Here is a 2,484-nt window from a genome sequence, read left to right on the forward strand (position 1 = left end):
CGGGCGGTGCCGCCGATACGCGTGGTGCTTGCGTCGCCGCATAAGCCGGCGGCTGCGATGCCGCGGCCGTCACGACGGGTGCGGGAGCGGCCGGCGTCGGCGCCGATACAGCGGCCGCCGGCGTGCGCGACTCGTCGCGCCGCGCTTCGTACGTCGGCGCATCGAACGGCGTCGGCTTCGCGCGCGGGGGCGCGACGCGGCGAATGCCGTCGAAGCGCTTCGCCCAATACGGATTGGTCAGGTAATCGAGCCGCACGGTGCCGCCCGTCGACGGCGCATTCACGAAGCGCAGCTTGCCGACATAGATGCCGACATGCGAATGCGGGCGGCCGGTCGTGTTGAAGAAGATCAGGTCGCCGGGCGCGATCTGGTCGGGTTCGATCGACACGCCGCGGCTGCTCATGTCGGCCGTCGTGCGCGGCAGGTTCACGTCGGCCGCGCGGTCCATCACGTAGCGCACGAGCCCGCTGCAGTCGAAGCCGCTCGCGGGCGTGTTGCCGCCCCAGCGATACGGCACGCCGACGAGGCTCATCGCCTGGATCGAAATTTCTTCCTGGCCGACGCTGTGATCGACGAATTTCGGGAAGTTGGCGGGCGGCGGGAACGCGCGCGGCGTCTTGATCGTCATGCCGGACGAGCGCGATGCCGTCTGCGGCGGCACGCCGGAGCAGGCCGCAAGCAGCGAAACGACGGCGACGGGAACCCAGATTCGAAGCATGAAAGACGCAACGGGCGCGGCGCGCCCTGATTCGTATGACAACGGATAGGCCCGATGGTAGACGCTCCGACGGGGCTTGCGCAACCATTCCTGAGAATTTACTTGAAGTTTCGCACGTAAATCGTCGTCGTTTTCGTAACGGCGCGTTATCGACGAATCCGACCCTCGAAACAAAACGGCGCTCCGGAAGCGGAGCGCCGTCAGGCGTCGGAAACCGGCCGAGCGGCCGGCGCCGTGCGTCAGAGGATGTCGGACGCGTAGTCGGCGAGGCGTGAGCGTTCGCCGCGCGCGAGCGTCACGTGGCCGCTGTGGCCCCAGCCCTTGAAGCGATCGACGACGTAGGTGAGGCCCGAGCTGCCTTCGGTCAGATAAGGCGTGTCGATCTGCGCGATGTTGCCGAGGCACACGATCTTCGTGCCGGGGCCCGCGCGCGTGACGAGCGTCTTCATCTGTTTCGGTGTCAGGTTCTGCGCTTCGTCGATGATCAGATACTTGTCGACGAACGTGCGGCCGCGCATGAAGTTCATGCTCTTGACCTTCAGGCGCGAGCGGATCAGCTCCTGCGTCGCGGCGCGACCCCATTCGCCGGCTGCGTCGTCGGTCTTCTGCAGCACTTCGAGGTTGTCGTCGAAGGCGCCCATCCACGGCTGCATCTTCTCTTCCTCGGTGCCCGGCAGAAAGCCGATGTCCTCGCCGACCGGCACGGTCGCGCGCGTGACGATGATCTCGTTGTAGCGCTTGTCGTCGAGCACCTGCGCGAGGCCGGCCGCGAGCGCGACGAGCGTCTTGCCGGTGCCGGCCTGGCCGAGCAGCGTGACGAAGTCGATGTCGGGGTTCATCAGCAGGTTCAGCGCGAAGTTCTGCTCGCGGTTGCGCGCCGTGATGCCCCACACGTTGTTCTTGTGGTGGCTGTAGTCGCGCAGCGTCTGCAGCAGCGCCGTCTTGCCGTTCAGCTCGCGCACGATCGCATGGAACGTCGGCTCGCCGTTCTGCGGCTCGAGATAGACGAACTCGTTGACGAGCATCGACGCGACGAGCGGGCCCGTCACGCGGTAGTACGTGGTGCCCGTCTTCGTGTCCTGCCAGCTCTCCATGCCTTTCGCATGGCGGGTCCAGAAGTCCTGCGGCAGTTCGCGTACGCCGGTGTAGAGGAGATCCTTGTCCTCGAGCACCTGGTCGTTGAAGTAGTCTTCCGCGGGCAGGCCGAGCGCATGCGCCTTGATCCGCATGTTGATGTCTTTCGACACCAGCACGACCTGACGATCGGGCCGATCGCGCTGCAGCGCGCGCACGACGCCGAGGATCTGGTTGTCGGCCTTGCCTTCGGGCAGCCCTTCGACGGGCGCGATGTCGGCGAGCTTGGTCTGGAAGTACAGGCGGCCGAGCGCATCGCGATTGCCGAGGCGCGACAGCGGAATGCCGGCCGAGATCGGCCCGGCGTCGGCGACGAGCGCATCGAGCGTGCGGCTCACCTGACGCGCGTTGCGCGCGACTTCGGACATCCCTTTCTTGTGGTTGTCGAGTTCCTCGAGCGTCATCATCGGCAGATAGACGTCGTGTTCCTCGAACCGGAACAGGCTGCTCGGATCGTGCATCAGCACGTTCGTGTCGAGGACGAACAGCTTCTGCAGTTCGGCTTCGGCGGTCTTGCGCCCGCGCGCCTTGGTCGTCGCGCCCGTGTCGCGCGCCGGTGCGGCAGCAGGTTTGGCGGCGGCGGGCCGCTCGTCGCGTGCGACGACCGGTGCCGCCGGTTCCGCGGCGGCCGG

At 66.9% G+C, this 2,484-nt stretch carries 2 protein-coding genes; both read right to left on the reverse strand.

From position 1 onward, the window contains the following. Positions 1 to 718: C40 family peptidase (locus tag HMPREF3115_RS32610; RefSeq protein WP_256276288.1), on the reverse strand; the 718-nt coding region annotated here is incomplete at its 3' end. 239 nt (positions 719 to 957) lie between these two features. Continuing rightward, the coding region (locus HMPREF3115_RS19665) for a PhoH family protein (RefSeq protein ID WP_070555676.1) at positions 958 to 2,484 on the reverse strand (1,527 nt) is incomplete at its 5' end.

The sequence above is a fragment of the Burkholderia sp. HMSC10F09 genome (assembly GCF_001806955.1).
Classification (GTDB): domain Bacteria; phylum Pseudomonadota; class Gammaproteobacteria; order Burkholderiales; family Burkholderiaceae; genus Burkholderia; species Burkholderia multivorans.